The 20060-nt window shown below is 72.9% G+C and carries 16 protein-coding genes; 10 read left to right on the top strand and 6 right to left on the bottom strand.

What is annotated here, in order from left to right; translation table 11 throughout:
• Positions 1 to 55 precede the first annotated feature (55 nt).
• Together AB0C17_RS10915 and AB0C17_RS10910 are read right to left on the bottom strand one after the other, a co-directional pair.
• The gene (locus AB0C17_RS10915; protein WP_357478101.1) at positions 56 to 1141 is read right to left on the bottom strand and encodes a MaoC/PaaZ C-terminal domain-containing protein; all 1086 of its coding nucleotides are present in this window, start codon (positions 1139 to 1141) and stop codon (positions 56 to 58) included.
• Positions 1141 to 2499: a 3-oxoacyl-ACP reductase gene (locus AB0C17_RS10910; RefSeq protein WP_357478098.1), complete on the bottom strand. Its 1359-nt coding sequence runs from the start codon at positions 2497 to 2499 to the stop codon at positions 1141 to 1143. The genes AB0C17_RS10915 and AB0C17_RS10910 overlap by 1 nt, the downstream gene beginning before the upstream one ends.
• A 55-nt stretch (positions 2500 to 2554) precedes the next feature.
• Between AB0C17_RS10910 and AB0C17_RS10905 the strand changes: the two genes are divergently transcribed.
• Positions 2555 to 3847: an acetyl-CoA C-acetyltransferase gene (locus tag AB0C17_RS10905; RefSeq protein ID WP_357385130.1), complete on the top strand. Its 1293-nt coding sequence runs from the start codon at positions 2555 to 2557 to the stop codon at positions 3845 to 3847.
• Between the two features lie 52 nt (positions 3848 to 3899).
• On the opposite strand, the gene AB0C17_RS10900 is transcribed toward AB0C17_RS10905, so the two are convergent.
• On the bottom strand, positions 3900 to 6221 hold the full coding sequence (locus tag AB0C17_RS10900; protein ID WP_357468412.1) for a PKD domain-containing protein: 2322 nt from the start codon (positions 6219 to 6221) through the stop codon (positions 3900 to 3902).
• 191 nt (positions 6222 to 6412) lie between these two features.
• Between AB0C17_RS10900 and AB0C17_RS10895 the strand changes: the two genes are divergently transcribed.
• From AB0C17_RS10895 to purB, 3 genes are all read left to right on the top strand, one after another.
• Positions 6413 to 6928: a SigE family RNA polymerase sigma factor gene (locus AB0C17_RS10895; protein ID WP_357468409.1), complete on the top strand. Its 516-nt coding sequence runs from the start codon at positions 6413 to 6415 to the stop codon at positions 6926 to 6928.
• Positions 6925 to 7674 carry a hypothetical protein gene (locus tag AB0C17_RS10890; RefSeq protein WP_357478095.1) on the top strand — a complete coding sequence of 250 codons (750 nt, stop codon included), beginning with the start codon at positions 6925 to 6927 and terminating at the stop codon, positions 7672 to 7674. The genes AB0C17_RS10895 and AB0C17_RS10890 overlap by 4 nt, the downstream gene beginning before the upstream one ends.
• Positions 7675 to 7754: 80 nt before the next feature.
• Positions 7755 to 9179, top strand: coding sequence for an adenylosuccinate lyase (purB, locus tag AB0C17_RS10885; RefSeq protein WP_357478092.1), 1425 nt, complete (start codon positions 7755 to 7757; stop codon positions 9177 to 9179).
• 95 nt (positions 9180 to 9274) lie between these two features.
• Here purB and AB0C17_RS10880 read toward each other — a convergent pair whose 3' ends face one another.
• Complete coding sequence (locus AB0C17_RS10880) at positions 9275 to 9856, bottom strand: YbjQ family protein (protein WP_357468400.1); 582 nt, start codon at positions 9854 to 9856, stop codon at positions 9275 to 9277.
• Between the two features lie 6 nt (positions 9857 to 9862).
• Positions 9863 to 10546, bottom strand: a complete 684-nt coding sequence (locus AB0C17_RS10875; protein ID WP_357385118.1) for a trypsin-like serine protease — start codon at positions 10544 to 10546, stop codon at positions 9863 to 9865.
• A gap of 471 nt (positions 10547 to 11017) precedes the next feature.
• On the opposite strand from AB0C17_RS10875, the gene purS reads away from it, so the two are divergent.
• The 4 genes from purS to AB0C17_RS10855 all read left to right on the top strand — a co-directional run bounded on the left by purS (position 11018) and on the right by AB0C17_RS10855 (position 15491).
• Positions 11018 to 11281 (top strand): phosphoribosylformylglycinamidine synthase subunit PurS, encoded by a 264-nt coding sequence (purS, locus tag AB0C17_RS10870; RefSeq protein ID WP_357385116.1) that lies wholly within the window; start codon positions 11018 to 11020, stop codon positions 11279 to 11281.
• The gene (gene purQ, locus AB0C17_RS10865) at positions 11278 to 11961 is read left to right on the top strand and encodes a phosphoribosylformylglycinamidine synthase subunit PurQ (protein WP_357385114.1); all 684 of its coding nucleotides are present in this window, start codon (positions 11278 to 11280) and stop codon (positions 11959 to 11961) included. Before purS ends, purQ begins: the two co-directional genes overlap by 4 nt.
• Before the next feature lie 106 nt (positions 11962 to 12067).
• On the top strand, positions 12068 to 14731 hold the full coding sequence (purL, locus tag AB0C17_RS10860) for a phosphoribosylformylglycinamidine synthase subunit PurL (protein WP_357385320.1): 2664 nt from the start codon (positions 12068 to 12070) through the stop codon (positions 14729 to 14731).
• Between the two features lie 10 nt (positions 14732 to 14741).
• A complete protein-coding gene (locus AB0C17_RS10855) occupies positions 14742 to 15491 on the top strand; it encodes a 2-phosphosulfolactate phosphatase (protein WP_357385112.1) in 750 nt (249 codons plus the stop codon).
• A gap of 104 nt (positions 15492 to 15595) precedes the next feature.
• Here AB0C17_RS10855 and AB0C17_RS10850 read toward each other — a convergent pair whose 3' ends face one another.
• Positions 15596 to 17857, bottom strand: coding sequence for a carboxypeptidase regulatory-like domain-containing protein (locus AB0C17_RS10850; protein WP_357385110.1), 2262 nt, complete (start codon positions 17855 to 17857; stop codon positions 15596 to 15598).
• A gap of 161 nt (positions 17858 to 18018) precedes the next feature.
• On the opposite strand from AB0C17_RS10850, the gene AB0C17_RS10845 reads away from it, so the two are divergent.
• Both AB0C17_RS10845 and purF read left to right on the top strand, forming a co-directional pair.
• Positions 18019 to 18372 carry a sterol carrier family protein gene (locus AB0C17_RS10845; RefSeq protein ID WP_357385108.1) on the top strand — a complete coding sequence of 118 codons (354 nt, stop codon included), beginning with the start codon at positions 18019 to 18021 and terminating at the stop codon, positions 18370 to 18372.
• Between the two features lie 169 nt (positions 18373 to 18541).
• Positions 18542 to 20059: an amidophosphoribosyltransferase gene (gene purF, locus AB0C17_RS10840; RefSeq protein ID WP_216931519.1), complete on the top strand. Its 1518-nt coding sequence runs from the start codon at positions 18542 to 18544 to the stop codon at positions 20057 to 20059.
• The last annotated feature ends 1 nt before the right edge of the window (position 20060 follow it).

Genomic DNA, 20060 nt, shown 5'->3' with positions numbered 1-20060 from the left:
CAATCTGAGAACAACTTAGCGCCGAAAAGAGGGGACGGCAAGTCCCCTCTTTCGCTCAGCGCACCGAACCGACCAGGTGCGGCCTTCCGTCCCGGGCGCTGTGCAGCGCGAAGTCCCAGCCCGCGCCGACCGCCGAGGCGCTGAACGCGACAGTGGACGGCAGCGACACCGGCAGCTTGAACGACACGTCCACCGTGTACGCCTCGGGCAGCCTGGGCGCCAGCGCGGCCAGGCAGCGGGCCTTGCTCCACATGCCGTGCGCGATCGGGCGCGGGAAGCCGAACAGCCGCGCGCCCACCTTCGAGGTGTGGATCGGGTTGTGGTCGCCGGAGACGCGCGCGTAGTCCGTACCCACGCGGGGCGTCACCCGCCACCGCGCGGAGAAGGCCGGCGGCGCGGGGCGGTCACCCCTGTCGCGCCGCGGGCCGCCGCCGGACGCGCGCTCCTTCCCGAGGTACGTGGACACGCCGCGCCAGACCTCCTCGCCGCCGATCGACCCGATCAGCACCACGTCGAGCTGGCGGCCCCGCTCGTGCGGGCGCAGGTTCTCCGCGTACGTGTGGAAGTCGACGCGCTCGCCGGCCTCGACCGGGCGGTGGACGGTGATCCGGTTGGCCACGTGCACCACGCCGGTGAGCGGGATGGGGAAGCCGGGGCTCGTCATCAGCCGCAGCGACAGCGGAAACCCGAGCACGTGCAGGTACGTCGCCGGCAGCCGGTCGGTCAGCCGGAACCCGCACACCCGGTCGTAGTCCGCCAGGTGCCGCTGATCCACAGCGACCCCGGAGACGCCCAGTTCAATCGCGGGCGTGTCGGTCCCCCGCCGCCCCCCGACCCCAGGCACCACTCCCAGCAGCGCACGCCGATAAAGCGCCCCACTGGCAGGCAACCGCTCCAGCTCCACCCGCCGCCGCCCGCCCTCGGGCCCTACCCCCTCACCCCGTTGATCATGAGGTTGGCTGCCTTGTGGATCTCCAGAAGTGCCGTCAACTTCATGATCGTCGGAGGTGGGGCGGGTGGGGGTGGGGCGGGACTGGGCCTGCGTGCGGGCCAGGGCAGCGGCTCGGGCTGCGGTCAGGTCGCGGGTGGGGCCCTCGATCAGGTCGTGCAGGCTCAGGTCGTCCTCGTGATCCTGTGCCATCACGCCCCCAGCAGGCTCTGGCCGCAGACCCGGACCACGTTGCCGCTGACCGCGCCGGTCGCCGGCCAGGAGAGCCAGCCGATCGTCTCGGCCACGTCCACCGGCAGGCCGCCCTGGGCCATGCTGTTCATCCGGCGGCCCGCCTCGCGGATGGTCAGCGGGATACGCGCGGTCAGCCGGGTCTCGATGAAGCCCGGCGCGACAGCGTTCAGGCTGATCCCGCGCTCGCGCAGCACCGGGGAGAGCGAGTCGACCAGGCCGATCACGCCGGCCTTGCTGGTCGCGTAGTTGGTCTGCCCCCGGTTGCCGGCGATCCCGGCGATCGAGGAGACCGACACGATCCGGCCGCCGGCCGGGATCAGGTCGCGCTCCAGCAGCACGTCGTTGATGCGCTCCTGACTGGACAGGTTCACGTCGATCACCGAGTCCCACCGGTCGGCGTCCATCCGGCCCAGCGTCTTGTCCCGGGTGATGCCCGCGTTGTGCACCACCACGTCGACCCGGCCGTGCCGGGACGCCAGGTGCTCCGCCAGCCGGGTCGGCGCATCAGGCGCGGTCAGGTCGAGCTGCACCGCGCTGCCGCCGATGTCGTTCGCGACGGCGGCCAGCTCGTCCCCGGCCGCCGGGATGTCCAGCGCCACCACCTGGGCGCCGTCGCGGGCCAGCACCTTCGCCAGCGCCGCGCCGATGCCCCGGGCCGCGCCGGTCACCAGCACCACCTGCCCGTCGAGCGGCCGGTCCCAGTCGGCCGGCGCGACGGCGGTGCCGGTGCCGACCCGGATCACCTGGCCCGAGACGTACGCGGACCGGCCGGAGAGCAGGAACCGCAGCGTGGACTCCAGGCTCACCGGGGTGCCGGCGTCACCCTCACGGGTCACGTACACCAGCTGGGCGGTCACGCCCCGGCCGAACTCCTTGCCGATGCTGCGGGTCAGGCCCTCCAGCGCGCGCTGGGCGGTAGCCTCCCGGGGAGAGCCGCACTCGGCCGGCGGCGTGCCCAGCACGATCACCCGGCCGCTCGGCAGCAGCGAGCGGGCCTGCGGGTGGAAGAAGTCGTAGAGCTGGCGCAGCCCGGTGGAGTCGGTGATGCCGCTGGCGTCGTACACCAGGGCCGCGAAGCGGCGGTCGGCGTCGTGGGCGGCGACCGGGTCGGCCAGCTCGACCCCGGCGGCGGTCAGGATCTTTCCGGCCGGCTCGGCGATCCGGCCACCGGCCGAGGAGCCGAGCAGGACCGGCCCGGGAACGAGCGGGTCGCCGGGCGTGTGCCGGCGCAGTCGGGGCGGGTCGGGCAGCCCGAGGCGCTTGACCAGCGCGCGACCGGCCCCCGTCTGGACGAAGCTCGCGTACCTGTCGGTCATAGGCGTAGCCTACTGGCGAGTAGGGTTCGGGCAACAGTTTCGAGGGAGGCCGATCGTGCAGAGTGTCCGGCGGGTCGCGGTCATCGGGGGCAACCGCATCCCCTTCGCGCGGTCCAACTCGCGCTACGCGCACGCGTCGAACGCCGACATGCTCGGTGCGGCGCTCGACGGGCTGGTGGCCCGGTTCGGGCTCGCCGGCGAGCGGGTCGGCGAGGTGGTGGCCGGCGCGGTGCTCAAGCACTCCCGCGACTTCAACCTCACCCGTGAGGTGGTGCTCGGCTCCCGGCTCGACCCGCACACCCCCGCGTACGACATCCAGCAGGCCTGCGGCACCGGGCTGGAGGCCGCCATCCTGGTCGCCAACAAGATCGCCCTCGGGCAGATCGAGGTCGGCATCGCCGGTGGCGTCGACACCACCTCGGACGCGCCGCTCGCCGTCAACGAGGACATGCGGCGCACCCTGCTCCAGCTCAACTCGGCCCGTACGCTCGGCGAACGGCTCAAGGTCGCGGCGAAGCTGCGCCCGCACCAGCCGTTCAAGCCGGAGATCCCGCGCAACGCCGAACCCCGCACCGGGCTCTCAATGGGTGAGCACGCGGCCCGCACCGCGCTGCGCTGGAACGTCGACCGGACCGCGCAGGACGAGCTCGCGCTGCGCTCGCACCAGCGGCTCGCCGCCGCGTACGACAAGGGGTTCTTCGACGACCTGATGACCCCCTACCTGGGGCTTACCCGCGACCAGAACCTGCGGCCGGACAGCAGCCTGGAGAAGCTCGGCTCGCTCAAGCCGGTCTTCGGCGCCTCCGGCGCGGACGCCGAGCGGGCCACCATGACCGCCGGCAACTCCTCTCCGCTCACCGACGGCGCGTCCACCGTGCTGCTCGCCTCCGAGGAGTGGGCCAAGGCGCACAACCTGCCGGTGCTGGCCTGGTTCTCCTGGTCCGAGACCGCCGCCGTCGACTTCGTGCACGGCGACGAGGGCCTGCTGATGGCCCCCGCGTACGCGGTGCCCCGGATGCTCGCCCGGGCCGGGCTGAGCCTCCAGGACTTCGACTTCTACGAGATCCACGAGGCGTTCGCCTCGCAGGTGCTCGCCACGCTGGCCGCCTGGGAGTCGCCGGAGTTCTGCAAGGAGCGCCTCGGCCTGGACGCCCCGCTCGGCTCGATCGACAGGGACAAGCTCAACGTCAACGGGTCGTCGCTGGCGGCCGGGCACCCGTTCGCCGCCACCGGCGGCCGGATCGTCGCCACGCTCGCCAAGCTGCTCGACCAGAAGGGGAGCGGGCGCGGCCTGATCTCCATCTGCGCGGCCGGCGGGCAGGGCGTGACAGCCATCCTGGAGCGCTGACGGCGACGCCCGCCCGGCGAGCGGCCGGGCGGGCGTCGGACGTCGTGACGGCTCAGCCGCCGACTGTGAACTTCTCCCAGAGACCGATCGTGGCCCGGTTGGCGATCAGCGGGTTGGTGCCGACGTTGTCGGCGCTGACGTACTTGCTGTTGATCGTCGCCTTGAGGCTGGTGGTGCCGTCCGCGTTGCGGGTCACTGTGAACTTCTCCCACGCGCCCGCGCTGGTGCGGTTGGCGATGAGCGGGTTGAGGCCGACGTTGTCAGCGCAGACGAAGCGGCTGTTGGCGTGCGAGAAGACGCCCACCTGCCCGGAACCCAGATCCGCGAGGTCGAACGTCTCCCACGGGCCGGCGGTGTCGCGGTTGGCGATCAGCGGCTTCGCGCCGGCGCTCTCCGCGCTGACGTACCTGCTGTTGACGGCGGCCTTGAGCGTGCGGTTCGAGTCGGCGACGTTCACCCGGTAGAACTTCTCCCGGTTGTTGATGATGGGCGCGAGAGCGGTCAGCGCGGTGCTCGACGAGACACCCACGTAGCTGCCACCGTCCGACCGGAGGCTGATCGTGCCGTCGGCGTTGCGGAGCAGCTCGAACGTCGAGTTCGAGCCCACCGCCGCGAAGAGCGGCCGAATGCTGTCGCCGCCGTTGTTCAGGTACTTGCCGGTGGCGCGGGAGAGGAGCGCGATCCGCCCGTTGCCGGCGTCCATCAGGTCGAACTGGCTGCCCGCACCCATCGTCGCCTGGTCGGCCTGCACGTTCGATCCGGCGGTGGACGCGTTCGCGAAGCGCAGGTTGTGCAGCGACAGCAGCCCGATCGATCCGGTCCGGGGCAGCACGCTCACGCCCTGGCCGAGCGTGGTGCCGACCCGGCCGTCGCTGCCGGAGACCTTGACCGAGACGGTGAAGGTGCCGGTCCTCGTGTAGGCGCGGGAGGCGACCGGCTTGTCCTGGGTCACCACCGTGCCGTCGCCGAAGTCGAACACGTACGTGGTCAGCGGGACGTACCCGGGGGTCGACGCGGAGGCGTCGAGCGTGACCGAGGAGGTGTCCGCGTCGTACCTGACATCGAGGACGGCGTACGGGTTGCCGAGCAGTTCGGTGGGGCCGCGGTCGGCGTACGGGACCGGACCCGCGCCGGTGTTCGGCGTGGCCGGGTTGTCCGCCCGGCCCGCGCCGGTGCGGTCCGTGGCCGGGTAGCCGGGCGCGGCCGAGTTCGCCGAGTCCTCCCGGTCGCCCGGCCCGCTGCCCTCCTTGTCGTGGGCGGCCTGCCCGGACACCTCCCGGAAGCGGGTCAGCCCCATCCGGGTTCCGTTCCAGGAGTAGTTCGACGAACCAGGGATGAAGCTGCCGTGCGCGGTGTTGTTGTAGTCCACTGTCACCCGCCGGCCGGAGTCGTCGTAGAGCCCGATCTCGGCGGTCTGCTCGGCCGTGCTGTCGCAGTAGGGATCGTTCTGGGCGCCACTGCTGAACAGGACGTTGTTCTGCAGCGACGCGCCGTCCGACGCGCCGTCGACGCGGACGCTCTCGAAGCAGCGGTCCCGGACCTCGTTGTTGGTGATCGCGGTGCGGGCGGCCCCGTTGTTGTGGATGCCGACGCCCTTGCCGCCGGACACCTGGTTGTTCACCACCCTCGTGTCGGCGGCACCCGGTCCGAGCAGGATGCCGGCGCCGGTGAACCCGCCGATGATGTTTCCGTACACCTCGTTGCCCGGCCCGTCGACCCGGATGGCGACGCCGCGCTCGGCCGCGTTGTCGACGACGTTGCTGGTCACGCTCGCGGCCCGGACGGTCACCTCGGTCGTCGTGGCGTCGAGGGTCACCCCGGTGACACCGGTGCCTCCGTTGATCTTGCTCGTCGAGAGGACCGACCGGGTGACCCCGGCGAACCGGACGACAGGCGTGGCGGACGGGCCGGCCATGGTGAACGACCCGCCCTGCACCGTAATGGCGCTGGAGTCCCGCAGGTCGAGGCCGGGCACGTCGGCGAGCGCCGTCATCCACAGGTCGCGGAGCACGACGTCGTGCTGCCCGTCGACCAGCACCCCGGCCTCCGGCCCGCTGATGCGGCCGTTGCTGCCGGCGGTGTTGCGGATGGTGACGGGCTGGTCGGGCGTGCCGGAGCGGGCGACCGTCACGCGCTCGGCGTAGGTGCCGGCGCCGATGTCGACCGTCTGCCCGGCCTCGACCCGGGCCACCGCCGGACCGATCGAGCAGAACGGCGCGGCCTCGGTGCCGGGGCCGGTGTCGGAGCACGCGGCCGAGCTCTGCCGGACGTAGAGCGTCGTCGCGTCGGCTGCCTGGGCCGGTGCGGCCAGCGGCAGCAGGGAGCCGCCGGCCAGTGCGGCCACGGTCAGCCCGCTCAGGGACGGTCTGCGCATCTGGTTATCCCCCGTGGAGAAAGGAACGGTCGGGCTCGATCCTCGTCCGGCGGCCCCGGCACGGCTGTCCCGCCTGACATATCGGATCGGCCGGATCATGAGCAGCGGCGGAGATCGGTGACGGTCGCCGGCAACCCGGCCGGCACCCCGTTCCGTCCCCTGGGCATGAGGCGAACGAGGGACGGCACTCCGTGACCGGGCGCGACGAGGAGTTCCGCGACTACGTGACCGCGCGGCTGGAGCCGCTGCGCCGGACGGCGTACCTGCTCTGCCGGGACTGGCACACGGCGGACGACCTGGTGTCGATCACGTTGAGCAAGCTCTACCGCAACTGGGCCCGGGCGCTCGGCGCGGACAACCTCGACGCGTACGTGCGGGGGATCCTCACCAACGCGTGGCTGGACGAACGGCGCCGGCCGTGGCGGCGGGAGCGCAGCACGGACGAGGTGCCGGACCGGGCTGACCTGGCAGCGGCGGAACCGGCGGTCGGTGAGCGGGAGATGCTGCTGGAGCTGCTGGGCCGGCTCGCGCCCGGGCGACGGGCGGTCGTGGTGCTCCGGTTCTACTGCGACCTGTCGGTCGAGGAGACCGCGCAGATCCTGGGCGTCAGCACCGGCACCGTGAAGAGTCAGGCCGCCCGTGCGCTGGAGACGCTGCGGCTGCTCGCCTCGCACCATCCGGCAGTGGAGAACGGGAGGCAGAGATGACGTACCGGCAGATCTTCGACGAGGCGATCGGCGCCGCGCCGCCGACGGCGGTGGACGTGGACGCCCTGGTGGCGCGGGAGGGACGGCGCCGGCGGCGGCGGGTGGGGGCGTACGCCTCGGCGACAGCGGTGCTGGCGCTGGCACTCGGCGCCGGCGTGGTCGTGCAGCCGGGTGTCTTCGGTGGCCCGGCACCCGCCTCCTCAGCCGCGTCCGCCACCGCGCGGACCCACCCGGAGCGCCTGCGGACGGCGATGCTGGCCGCGCTCGACCGGGAGGCGCCGGGCCTGCGGTGGGTTCGGGGCGCCGCGGCCACCGACCCGGAGACCTGGGGCGGCCCGCTGACCGACGCGCCGCAGTGGTCGGTGCAGCCGCTGCGCTGGGAGTCGATGACGGGCTGGTTCGGGGTGGGTGTCGCCGCCCGGGGCGGGGTCCGGTCGTACCTGACCATCGACGTGGGAAGGCCGCTCCCCGGTCAGGCGAGCGGTCCGGACGAGTGCGAGGACAGCATGGTCAACTGCCGCTCGTTCACCGGGCCGGACGGCGAGCGGGTGGTGACGTTCGACGTGCGGGGCTTCCGTGCGCCGCCCACGTCCGGGCGGAAGCCGATCAACGTGCGGTTCGTGATCGTGAAGCGGACCGACGGCACCCGGGTGAGCGTGCAGACGAACTCGTTCACCGAGCGGCACCTCCTGACCGCCGGGGAGATGGCCGCCGTCGCGCTGGACCGGAAGATCCGGCTGGGCTGAGAGCGTCCCCGGTCCGGCCTGCCCACAGGCCGGACCGGCGACGCCGGGGCCCACCCCGGCGTCATGAAAGACTGAGGTACGTGACGACGATCCCGAACGTGCTCGCCAACCGGTACGCCTCGCCCGAACTGGTCGCCCTCTGGTCGCCGGAGGAGAAGGTCCGGATGGAGCGCCGGCTCTGGCTGGCGGTGCTCAAGGCCCAGCGTGATCTCGGCGTGCCGGTGCCGGACGGGGTGGTCGAGGCGTACGAGCGCGTGGTCGACCAGGTCGACCTGGCCTCGATCGCGGCGCGCGAGCGGGTCACCCGGCACGACGTGAAGGCCCGGATCGAGGAGTTCAGCGCGCTCGCCGGGCACGAGCACGTGCACAAGGGGATGACCTCCCGCGACCTCACCGAGAACGTCGAGCAGCTCCAGATCCGGGCCTCGCTGGAGCTGATCCGGGACCGGGTGGTCGCCACGCTGGCCCGGCTGGGCCGGCACGCGGGCGAGTACTCGGCGCTGGTGATGACCGGCCGGTCGCACAACGTCGCCGCGCAGGCCACCACGCTGGGCAAGCGCTTCGCGTCGGCCGCCGAGGAGCTGCTGATCGCGTACGAGCGGCTGGAGGATCTGATCGGCTGGTTCCCGCTGCGGGGGATCAAGGGACCGGTGGGCACCGCCGCCGACCAGCTCGACCTGTTCGACGGCGACGCCGGCAAGGTGGCCGAGCTGGAGCGCCGGGTGGCCGAGCACCTGGGGTTCAGCCGGGTGCTGGACAGCGTCGGCCAGGTCTACCCGCGTTCGATCGACATGGCGGTCGTCGCCGCGCTGGCCCAGGTGGCCGCCGCGCCGTCGTCGCTGGCGACCACGATCCGGCTCATGGTGGGCCAGGAGCTGGTCACCGAGGGCTTCAAGCCGGGCCAGGTCGGTTCCAGCGCGATGCCGCACAAGATGAACACGCGCTCGTCGGAGCGGGTGAACGGCTTCGCGGTGATCATCAGGGGTTACCTGTCGATGGTCGGCGAGCTGGCCGGCGACCAGTGGAACGAGGGTGACGTCTCCTGCTCGGTGGTGCGCCGGGTCGCGCTGCCCGACGCGTTCTTCGCCGCCGACGGGCTGTTCCAGACGTTCCTCACCGTGCTGGACGAGTTCGGCCCGTACCCGGCGGTGATCAACCGGGAGCTGGAGCGCTTCCTGCCGTTCCTGGCCACCACGAAGATCCTGGTCGCGGCCGTCCGCCGGGGCGTCGGCCGCGAGGTCGCGCACGAGGTGATCAAGGAGCACGCGGTCGCCGTGGCGCTGGCCATGCGGGAGAAGGGCGCGGCCGAGAACGACCTGTTCGACCGCCTGGCCACCGACGGCCGGCTGGGCCTGACCCGGGCCGAGATCGACACCCTGGTCGCCGACCGCAACGCCTTCGTGGGCGCCGCCACCGACCAGGTGAACCGCGTGGCCGCGAGAATCACCAGGGTGGTGGAAACCCACCCCGAGGCCGCCACCTACTCCCCGCCCCCCATCCTCTGACCGCCCGCCTTCCCTCGGTGATCAAGGAGTTTGTGTCCGGTACGGGGCGCCGCAGTGACACAAACTCCTTGATCAACCGGGGTGGCGAGGATCCGTCAGGTGCCGGTGGGGGTTTCGGCGGCGGAGCTCAGGTTGGGGGCGGACGCGGGTTCGGCGATGCCGCCCGGCGCGGAGGCGATCTCCGGGTCGTGGGCGGTCTCGGCCGCGATCGCCGGCTGGTCCGGCGGCATCACGTCGGGCGTCTTCGGCGCGACGATCACCGCCGTGCCGTACGCGCAGATCTCCATCCACATCTCGCCGCAGTCGCGGCTGTCGAAGCGCATGCCGATCACCGCGTTCGCGCCCAGGCGGCGGGCCTCCTCGCCGAGGCGGGCCACCGAGTCGGTGCGCCAGCGGGTCAGGTTGTCCGGCGCCAACGGGTCGTAGGCGCCACCGCGCAGGTTCTTGACCCCCTCGCGGTACGGGTTGCGGGTCCTCGCCATCGAGGAGACCACCTCGCCGAGGATCTGGCGGATCTCGTAGCCGGGCAGTTGATCCGTCGTCACGACCAGCACACTTCCGATGCTGTCAGCCCTCGGCCGGGTGGTTCGCGAGCCGTGTTCAGCTGATCGGATGCTGAAAAACGACGCGGCGCGGACGCCCGGGCCGCACCCGGCCGATCCGCGCCGCACCGGCATCAACCGTCAGACACCGGCCGTCGAGGTGATCCAGGACCGGTTGTACGCGACACTGCCGTAGTTCTGGATGCTCTGGCCGTCGGCGGTGGAGGCGACGCCGACCTGCCGGCCGTTGTAGAACTGCGGGCCGCCCGAGTCGCCCCGCCACGCGTTGCCGTTGACCCGGGTGCTCCGGATCGCCTGGCCGCCGTACGCGTCGGTGACGCTGGTGCTGGTCACCCGTACGCTGGCGGTCTTGAGCTGGGGCGACGCGCCGCAGCCGCTGTAGCAGGTCATGCCCCAGCCGTAGATGGTGTTGGTGGAGCCGACCGGCGGGTTGCTGGTGGCCAGCGACACGGCGGAGGTGCTGACCGTGCTGGACAGGCGCAGCAGGGCCAGGTCGTAGCGGGTGTAGGAGGCGCTCACGGTGCGGGTGACGCCGCCCGAGGCGTAGTAGACGCTGCCGACGCGGACCGACATGGTGCCGCTGACGCAGTGCCGGGCGGTGAGCACCCACTGGGGCGCGATCACGCTGCCGGAGCAGGTGAACGAGCCGTTGCTGAAGACGGCGGCGGCCCACGGCGCCGACGAGACGGTGCCGCCGCCGATGATCGGCTGCGGGCCGGCCGGCGCGGCGGTGGCGCCGGAGGCGGTGGCCAGGACGCCGGCCAGCGCGGTGGTCAGCACGGCGAGCAGGGGACGGAGGCGCATGTCGGGGCTCCTTCTGCGCAGGCGCCCGGGGTTGCCGGGCAGGGGGTGACACCCGCCGGATGGGGTGGGGCCGGCGAGGGAGGTCGATCCAGTGCATCGACATCTGACGATGCATGTTACGGCCGTGCCGCCCGGTGTCACAAGGTGTGGATCGAGTCATGCCGATGACGTGACGCGCGCCGCGCGCCGCGCCGACCTGCTGTCGGATACCGGTCCAAGGTGGGGTGTTTCGCGGCAGAATGCCTGCTGGGAGGTGCTGCCGGGGGTCGCCCGCAAGCGTCGGGCGCAACGAATTCGCATCGACGTCGCAACGAACGGGCAACGACACCCGTTCACCGCCGCCGGGCCCGTCCGTCAGCGCCGGAACTGCCCCCGGCCGGTGCGGGCCGGGCGGTATCTGCCAGGTAGGCTGGCTGCGCTCGCCCGATTGTTGGGCCGGCACCCAACTGCGTACACAGTCAGGAGTGCCCCGTGCCTCGCGTCGTAGTCGACGTCATGCTCAAGCCCGAGATCCTCGATCCGCAGGGCCAGGCCGTCGCAAACGCGCTGCCCCGACTCGGCGTCGACGACGTCGCCTCGGTTCGGATCGGCAGGCGGATCGAGATCGAGTTCACCGGCGAACCGGACCTGGACCGGGCCCGGGAGATCGCCGACAAGCTGCTGGCCAACCCGGTCATCGAGGACTTCACCGTCCGCGTGGTCACCGCCGACGAGACCGCGGGCGCGCAGTCGTGACCGCCCGGGTCGGTGTGGTCACCTTCCCCGGCTCCCTCGACGACGGGGACGCGGCCCGGGCCGTGCGGATCGCCGGCGCCGAGGCGGTCCGGCTCTGGCACGGCGACCCGGACCTGTACGGGGTGGACGCCGTCGTCCTGCCCGGCGGTTTCTCCTACGGCGACTACCTGCGCTGCGGCGCCATCGCCCGGTTCGCCCCGGTGATGGAGACGATCGTCCAGGCCGCGCGTGGTGGCCTGCCGGTGCTCGGCATCTGCAACGGCTTCCAGATCCTCTGCGAGGCGCACCTGCTGCCCGGCGCGCTCACCCGCAACCAGCACCTGCACTTCCGCAACCGGGACCAGGTCCTGCGGATCGAGAGCACCGGCACCGCCTGGACGAACGCGTTCCAGCCCGGCCAGGAGATCCTCATCCCGGTCAAGAACGGCGAGGGCTGCTACGTCGCCGACACCGCGACGCTCGACCGGCTGGAGGGCGAGGGCCGCGTCGTCGCCCGCTACGTCGGCGGCAACCCGAACGGATCGCAGCGCGACATCGCGGCGATCACCAACGAGGCCGGCAACGTCGTCGGCATCATGCCGCACCCCGAGCACGCGGTGGAGGCGCTCACCGGCCCCTCCCTGGACGGCCTCGGCTTCTTCACCTCGGTGCTCAAGCACCTGGTGGGAGCGCCGGCGTGATGGTGGCCGGGAACATCGGTCGGCTCACCCGCCGCACCGGCGGCGAGCGCAGCAAGGAGACGTCATGACCACCCATCCGGACCCGGCCCCGCGCGAGCGCCAGGGCGTGGCGCCGCAGGCCGGCGCGACCGACGACTGGGCGCTGAGCGTGGACACCGTCCCCCGGGCCGCCGGCACGCCGGAGGAGCTTCAGCCGTACGCCGAGCTGGGCCTCCGCGACGACGAGTACGACCGGATCCGGCACATCCTCGGCCGCCGGCCCACCCAGGCCGAGCTGGCCATGTACTCGATCATGTGGAGCGAGCACTGCTCCTACAAGTCGAGCAAGGTGCACCTGCGCCAGTTCGGCGAGAAGGCGCCGCCGAGCGACCGGCTGCTCGCCGGCATCGGGGAGAACGCCGGCGTGGTCCAGGTCTCCGACGAGCTGGCGGTGACCTTCAAGGTCGAGTCGCACAACCACCCGAGCTTCGTCGAGCCGTACCAGGGCGCGGCGACCGGCGTCGGCGGCATCGTCCGCGACATCCTCGCCATGGGCGCCCGCCCGGTGGCAGTGATGGACCCGCTGCGCTTCGGCGCGGCCGACCACCCGGACACCGCCCGGGTGCTGCCCGGCGTGGTCGCCGGAGTCGGCGGATACGGCAACTGCCTCGGCCTGCCCAACATCGGCGGCGAGGTCGTCTTCGACCCCTGCTACCAGGGCAACCCGCTCGTGAACGCGCTCTGCCTGGGCGTGCTGCCGGTCGACCGGCTGCAGAAGAAGGACGCCACCGGCCCCGGCAACATCGTGGTCCTGATGGGCGCCAAGACCGGCCGCGACGGCATCGGCGGCGTATCAGTGCTCGCCAGCGCCACCTTCGACGAGGGCAGCGAGCAGCGCCGCCCGTCCGTGCAGGTCGGCGACCCGTTCATGGAGAAGCTGCTCATCGAGGCGTGCCTGGAGCTGTACGACGCCGAACTGGTCGTCGGCATCCAGGACCTCGGCGGCGCCGGCCTGACCTGCGCCCTCACCGAGACCGCCGCCTCCGCCGGCACCGGCATGCGGGTCTGGCTGGAGCGGGTGCCGCTGCGCGAGCCCTCGATGGAGCCGCACGAGATCCTGGCCAGCGAGTCCCAGGAGCGGATGCTGCTCGTCGTCTCGCCCGACAAGCTCGACGCCGTGCTCAAGACCGCCGAGAAGTGGGGCGTCTGGGCCACCGCCATCGGCGAGGTCACCGCCCCGTCGGCGGACGGCCAGCCGGGCCGGCTCGTCGTCACCTGGCGCGACCAGCTCGTGGTGGACGTGCCGCCGGGCTCACTCGTCGACGACGGCCCGGTGTACGCCCGGCCGATGCGCGAGCCGGCCGACCTGATCCTGCTCCAGGCCGACCGCGCCGAGACGCTGCCCCGGCCGAGCACCCCGGATGCGCTCCGGGAGACCGTGCTGCGCATGATCGCGTCGCCGAACCTGGCCGACAAGACCTGGGTCACCGAGCAGTACGACAGGTACGTGCTCGGCAACACCGTGCTCGCCCAGCCGGAGGACTCCGGCGTGATCCGGATCGATGAGCGCAGCGGCCTGGGCGTCGCGCTCTCCGTCGACGGCAACGGCCGGTACGCCCGCCTCGACCCGTACCACGGGACGAAGCTGGCGCTGGCCGAGGCGTACCGGAACGTGGCGGTGACCGGCGCGAAGCCGATCGCGGTGACCAACTGCCTGAACTTCGGCTCGCCGGAGGACCCGGGCGTGATGTGGCAGTTCGCCGAGGCCGTACGCGGCCTGGCGGACGGCTGCCTGGAGCTGGGCATCCCGGTGACCGGCGGCAACGTCAGCTTCTACAACCAGACCGGTGCCGCGGCCATCCACCCGACCCCGGTGGTCGGCGTGCTCGGGGTCCTCGACGACGTCGCCGAGCGGGTGCCGATGGGCTTCGTGCCGCGCCCGGCCGGCGACCACGACCAGCTCTTCCTGCTGGGCGAGACGCACGTCGAGCTGTCCGGCTCGGAGTGGGCCTGGGTGACCCACGAGCACCTCGGCGGCATCCCGCCGCAGGTCGACCTGGCCCGCGAGCGGCAGCTCGCCGAGCTGCTGGCCGAGGCGGCCCGGGTCGGGCACCTCAGTTCCGCGCACGACCTCTCCGACGGCGGCCTGGCGCAGAGCCTGGTCGAGTCGGCCCTGCGCCGGGGCGTCGGTGCCCGGGTCGTGGTGCCGGAGCACTTCGCCGGCGGGTCGATGCCGTTCGTCTTCCTGTTCAGCGAGTCCGCCGGCCGCGTGCTGGTGTCGGTGCCGCGCGGCCACGAGAAGGCGTTCACCGCGCTGTGCGCCGAGCGTGGCGTGCCGTGGGAGTTCGTCGGCGTGACCGACCCGGCCTCCGGCGCGCTGGAGGTGCACGGCCAGTTCCGCATCGGCCTGGACGAGCTGCGCGAGGCGCACACCGGTACGCTCCCGCGCCTGTTCGGTGCCGCCGAGGCGGCCCGGGTGGAGGTGGCGGCGACCCGTACCGGCACCACCACAGTGCTTCCGGCGACCGCCGAGCAGCCGGTCGGCATCGACCCGGCCGCTGTCGACGCCGAGCCGATCGCCAAGGCCGGCCGGGACACCCCGCCGTCCGACGCCGGGGCCTCCGCGCCCGCCGCCACGGCGGAGCCCGACGCGCCGGCTACGGCGTCGGACGGGGACGCACCGGCCGGCGCGACTCCTGCCGTCGACGGAACCCCGGCCCAGGACGAGTCGGCGCCCGCCGACGGGTCCGACGGTCCGGCTTCCGGTGAGCCGGCGCCGGGTCAGCGCTGAGGCGCTGGCCTTGGCCGTCTTCGCCCAACCCGGCGCCGGTGCCCGGTTCGACTGGGGACTGACCGGGGCGGCGGAGCTCGGCCGGGTCTGCGCCGCCCTGGTGGTGGTGGACGTGTTGTCGTTCACCACCGCCGTGGAGGTGGCGGTGAGCCGCGGCATGCGGGTGCACCCGTTCCCGTGGGGTGAGCAGGCCGCCGACTACGCCCGCCGGGTGGGGGCGGTGGCCGCTGTGGGCCGCCGGAGGACGACCGCGGAGCATCCGTGGTCGCTCTCCCCGGCGGCGCTGCGGTCCGCGCCGGTCGTGGCCGACCTGGTGCTGCCGTCGCCGAACGGCTCGGCGATCAGCGCCGCCGCGAGCGCCACCGGAGTGCCGGTGGTCGCGGCGTGCCTGCGTAACGCACCCGCCGTCGGGCGCTGGCTCCGCGCCGAGGGGTACGGCTCGAACGACGCCCCGGTGGGCGTGGTGGCGGCCGGCGAGCGCTGGCCCGACGGGTCACTGCGGCCCTGCGTGGAGGACCAGCTCGGTGCGGCGTGCGTGCTCGACGCGCTCGCCGAGGTGCCCGGTGGGCTCTCGGTGGAGGCCGCGATGGCGCTCGCCGCGCTGGCGAGCACGCCGGACGTGCCGGCCGCGGTCCGGGGATGCGTCTCCGGGCGGGAACTCGCCGAGGGCGGCTTCGCGGAGGACGTCGCGGTGGCGACCGCTGTGGGTGTCTCCGACGTGGTGCCGGTGCTCCGCCAGGACTACTTCGCCCCCGCCTGAGCGCAGCCCTCTCGCCTGCGGGCAACGCGGCATGTGTTCGGCGCGCTGACGACTGTGGCCGCCCACTTCTCGCGGGCGGCCACAGTTCCTCTGTCTGGTACGGGTCAGTCGTCCAGCCAGTCGAGGCGCCGTCCGGAACGGTCCGGCTGCGCGTCCGGGCGGGCGCGACCGGCCTGCGCCGGGTCGTTGGGGTTGTCGTAGCCGCCCCCGCGCTGCTGCGGCGGCTCCTGGCCGTAACCGCCCTGCTGGCCGTACCCGCCCTGCGGGGCCTGGCCGTAGCCGTCGCCGTATCCGCCGCCCTGCTGCCCGTAGCCGCCCGACTGGTGACCGCCGTCGTATCCGCCGCCGGGGTTGCCGTAGCCGCCGGCCGGCGCGTCGCCGTACCCGCCCTGCTGACGGCCGCCGTCGTAGCCGCCGGTCGCGCCGCTGTCGTAACCACCGGCGCTCGTGTCGTAGCCGCCCGGCGAGCGGGTGTCGTATCCGCCGCTGGGGTTGTCGTAGCCGCCGGTCGGCGCGTCGCCGTATCCGCCCTGCTGGCGGCCGCCGTCGTAGCCACCGGACTGCTTGTCGTAGCCACCAGCGCCGGCGTTGCCGTAGCCGCCGGTTGCGCCGTCGCCGTAGCCGCCGCCCGCCGCCTGGCCGCCGCCGTAGGCCGGAGCGTCGCCGTAGCCGCCGGGCGGGTTGTCGCCGTAGCCGCCGCCCGCGGCGTTGCCGTAAGCGCCGGTGGGCTCGCCGTATCCGCCCTGCTGGCGGCCGGTGTCGTAGCCGCCCGGCGCGGTGCCGTAGCCACCGGCGGCACCGTACCCGTCGCCCTGCTCCGGGCCACGGCCGTACGAGGCCGAGCCGGCCTGGTCGTAGCCGCGGTCCTGCTCCGGCTGGTAGGTGCTGGTCGGGTACGGGTCGGCCGCCGGGGCGTACTGGGTGCTGTCCCCGGTGTAGCGGCCGGTGGGCTCGTCGAAGCGCTCGTTGCCGTAGCCGCCGCCCTGGGCCGCGTAGCCGGCCGCACCGGCAGCGGCGCCGGCGGCGTAGTCCGGGCTGCCGTAGCCGGCGCCCGAGGACGGGCCGTTGCCGTAGCCGCCGCCCGAGGAGGGCGCGTTGCCGTAGCCACCCGCGCCGTAACCGCCCTGGCCGGGCGCGTCGTCGCCGTAGCCGTAACCGCCCTGGCCGCCGCCGACACCGTAGGCCGGGCCGGGCGGTGCGCCGTACGGGTCCGGCGGGACGTCGTCCACGACCGGGCGCTGGAGCATGGTGGGGGCGTCGCTGATCGAGGGGCCACCGACCATCGTCGCGGCCGGCCCGGCGCCCATGCCGTTCACCACCCGGGTCTGGTCGTCAGTGCCGTGGTAGGCGCCCCGGGCCGCCGGGATGGCACCGGCCGCGGCGCCACCGGGGCCACTCGGACCGGCCGGCCCACCCGGACCGTCGCCGTCGCCGTCCTCGTTCTTGCGGCGCAGGTAGAGCAGCACGATGGTGCCCACGCCGACGGCGACGAAGAGGCCACCGAGCAGGATGAGCAGCCAGGAGCCGAAGCCGCCGGAGTCCTCGTTCGCGGTCGGCTGCTGTGCGGCGGGCGCCTCGGCCGACGGGGTGTCGGCCGTCTCCTCCTCGAGCGGCTCCTCGGACGGCGCGGCGGACTCGCTCGCCGACGGGGTGGCGCTCGGGCTCGCCGACGCCCGCACCTGGATGCTGAGCCGGACGCCGGTCACGGACTGTCCGGCGTTCGCGTTCACCGACTTGGCGACGGGCGTGGCGCCGTCGGTGGAGGCACCCACCTCGATCCGCCCGGGTGCGATCGGGTTGGACTCGGAGCCGCTGAAGCTGAAGTTGCCGTTCCCGCTGGTGTTGGTGCGGCGCTCCTTGCCCGCGCTGTCGCGGAGCATGACGAGGGCGCCCTCGATCGGGTCGCCGTCGGCGTTCACCACCTTGCCGGAGACCGTCTTGACCGTCTGCGGCTGCTGCGGCGTGGGCGGGGCAGCAGCCCGGACGGTAACCCGGAGCTGCCGAGGTGGGCCGCCGCTGACCGTGATCCTCGCTGACTGGTTGTTGGCTGGCGCGCTCGCAGCCGCCGTCAGAGTCAGCGTGACCGTCTGATCCTGATCGCCATTGAAATCGACCCGACCGCAGCCCCCACAGTTGACGCCGTCGGGTAGGTCCTGCACGTCGATGTCAGTGGATGTCTCACCACCGGTCGGGCGGACCGTGACCGTTACAGTGCTGTTCTTGCCCGCCTCGACCGTCACGGAGTTGGTGGCGGTGACAATCTGTGCGGCGAGGGCGGGGCTTGCGGGGACGGTGAGCAGGGCGCCGAAGACCAGCGCTACGACCACACCGGCCCGCTGCTTCCAGGCACGTCGGTGTGTTGACACGTCCACCGCCTTCCGGGTCTGACCTCTCCGCCGGCCGCCAGGGCCGAGGTTGATCACTCACGGTACGAATAACGCCGTCGGCAACTATGCCTTGTCTGACCGGATCATCTCTACCCAGGGCCGCCGTCGGGCGGCGTCCCGCCGGGTCGTATCGTCCCGTCGTGTCCTCTCCGCACGCTTATTCCGAAGCGGTACTCGCCGCACTGGCGGCGCTGGACGAGGGGCGTACGCCCGAACGGCCGGTGCTCCGGGAGGCGGTCCGGATGCTCTTGGCTGCCCTCGCGGATCGTGCCCCCGGCCGATCGGTGGAGGTGCGCGTCCCACCCTACGGTGCGGTCCAGTGCGTGAGTGGCCCACGACACACCCGCGGCACGCCGCCGAACGTGGTGGAGATGGATCCGCCGACGTGGCTGGCGATCGCCACCGGCCGCGCGGGTTGGGCGGAAACGGTCACCGAAGGTCGCATCCGGGTGTCCGGAATCCGGGCTGACCTATCCCCGTACCTCCCCATTTAGGCGTTGGGCAGGGAAAATCCTGCTCACGCTGGGCTGACATCTCGTGACTGTCGGTATCGACTGCTGGTCGCGTACACTGAGAACCCGACGACGGTCCCGGCCCATGTGTGCGGAGCTGACCCCCCGACTCCGCCAGGCCAGTCCAGACCCCACTGCGAGGGAGCGGCAGGTGCCCCGAGGCGATGGCCGGCTGAGCCACGACCTTGACCCCCAGCGACCCGGCCCACAGGACGCGTGTGGCGTCTTCGGCGTCTGGGCGCCGGGTGAAGAGGTCGCCAACCTCACCTACTTCGGGCTCTACGCCCTTCAGCACCGCGGTCAGGAGGCCGCGGGCATCGCGGTGAGCGACGGCTCCGGTGTCGTGGTCTACAAGGATCTCGGCCTGGTCGCCCAGGTGTTCGACGAGCCGACGCTGGCCAGCCTGCGCGGGCATGTCGCGATCGGGCACGCGCGCTACTCCACCACCGGCGGCTCGACCTGGGAGAACGCCCAGCCGACCATCCGGGCCACGAGCGCCGGCACCACGATCGCGCTGGCGCACAACGGCAACCTGGTGAACACCGCCGAGTTGCAGCGCGAGGCCGCCGTGCGCGGGCTCGACTCCGACGGCTCGACGAACGACACCTCACTGGTCACGATGCTGCTGGCCAGCCGGCCCGACCTGTCGGTCGAGGCGGCCGCGCTGGAGGTGCTGCCCCAGCTGCGCGGCGCGTTCAGCTTCGTCTTCATGGACGAGTCGACGCTCTACGCGGCGCGCGACGCGCACGGCGTGCGCCCGCTGGTGCTCGGCCGGCTCGAACGCGGCTGGGTGGTGGCGAGCGAGACGGCCGCGCTGGACATCGTCGGCGCGAGCGTGGTCCGCGAGGTCGAGCCGGGCGAGCTGATCGCCATCGACGAGAACGGGCTGCGGTCCAGCCGGTTCGCCTCGCCCGAGCCCAAGGGCTGTCTTTTCGAGTACGTGTACATCGCCCGGCCGGACGCCACCATCGCCGGCCGCAACGTGCACGCCGCGCGGGTGCAGATCGGCCGCCAGCTCGCCAAGGAGCACCCGGTCGAGGCCGACCTGGTGATCCCGGTGCCCGAGTCCGGCACCCCGGCCGCGATCGGCTACGCCGAGGAGTCCGGCATCACCTACGGCCAGGGCCTGATGAAGAACCCGTACGTCGGGCGCACGTTCATCCAGCCCTCGCAGACGCTGCGCGCCCTCGGCGTCCGGCTGAAGCTGAACCCGCTGCGGCAGAACGTGCGTGGCAAGCGCCTGGTCGTGGTGGACGACTCGATCGTGCGGGGCACCACCCAGCGGGCGATCGTCCGGCTGCTGCGCGAGGCGGGCGCTTTGGAGGTCCACGTCCGGATCTCCTCGCCGCCGGTGAGCTGGCCGTGCTTCTACGGCATCGACTTCGCCACCCGCGCCGAGCTGCTGGCGAACGGGCTGGACAACGACGGCATCCGGCGGTCCATCGGTGCCGACTCGCTCGGTTACGTCTCGCTGCCCGGTCTCATCGCCGCGACCGAGCAGCCGAAGAGCCGGCTCTGCCGGGCGTGCTTCGATGGGGAGTACCCGATCGAACTGCCGGCCGGGAACCTGATCGGCAAGCACGTGCTCGAAGGAGTGGGACGCCGGGTCGCCGCCGAGGCGGCCGGGCCGACCGGTCCGCTCGTCGCCACACCGACCCACCACCCGTAGC

The organism is Micromonospora sp. NPDC048887 (assembly GCF_040649715.1).
GTDB lineage: Bacteria > Actinomycetota > Actinomycetes > Mycobacteriales > Micromonosporaceae > Micromonospora.
The sequence above is the reverse complement of the archived record's forward strand: the minus strand, read 5'-3'. Positions and strand labels throughout refer to the sequence as shown.